At 56.0% G+C, this 691-nt stretch carries 1 protein-coding gene; it reads left to right on the top strand.

What is annotated here, in order from left to right:
- Positions 1-222: 222 nt before the first annotated feature.
- On the top strand, positions 223-691 hold a 469-nt coding region (locus BRAS3809_RS37180), incomplete at its 3' end, for a hypothetical protein (RefSeq protein ID WP_210161121.1).

Genomic DNA, 691 nt, shown 5'->3' with positions numbered 1-691 from the left:
ACCGGGCTTTCTGGCCACCATCCTCAACGCGGCGCCGCCAGGCGTCGTCGCAAAGTTGATACTAGCGTCGGAGTATCAGAACCACACGCCTTCACCGTCCGCGAGCCGCACGTTCGCCCGTGCTCATCACACGCCGCCGCCCGCGTCCACCGCTCTCCGCTGCCAACGTCCGTGACGACCGCGAACCGTCCCCTACCGTGCAACGGGATGGGCGGGACTGTAATGCTGATTTGGCGAAGAGATCAAGAAATTTATGTTTTGGCGAATCTGTTGACAACATTTCGAGCTAAAGCCCTGATTTGCCCGACAGAGGCGCGTCGCAGATTTGCCCCGCGGCAAGCAATTCGCTCCATCACCAACTTTTTCTACAACCACCGCTTTTATTGTTCTCAAAAAACAATCATTCTACAGATCTATTTAAGGAGCCTTCCCGTGTCCCGACAAAAGCCGCTTTCTGCGGTGAGCCGCGCCAAAAACAGCTTGCGTCCGTTTTTCAACCTACGCCACGAACAAGGCTTCAGGTCGAAACGACCACCTAGCTTTTGGAAGCAGATACAGGCCGTAAGGCAAGAAACGGCGCCGTCAGATTACCGAGCCATCTGCTCTGTCGTGGAGGATAATCCGGCGTACCCGTTCTCCGGCCTCGGAAACACCTTCCCTACAGAAGAGGAACTGATCCCTGATCCAGCGT

Origin of the sequence: Bradyrhizobium sp. STM 3809 (assembly GCF_000239795.1) — a bacterium.
In the GTDB taxonomy this organism is placed as follows: domain Bacteria; phylum Pseudomonadota; class Alphaproteobacteria; order Rhizobiales; family Xanthobacteraceae; genus Bradyrhizobium.
This window is presented reverse-complemented; position numbering and strand designations above follow the sequence as displayed.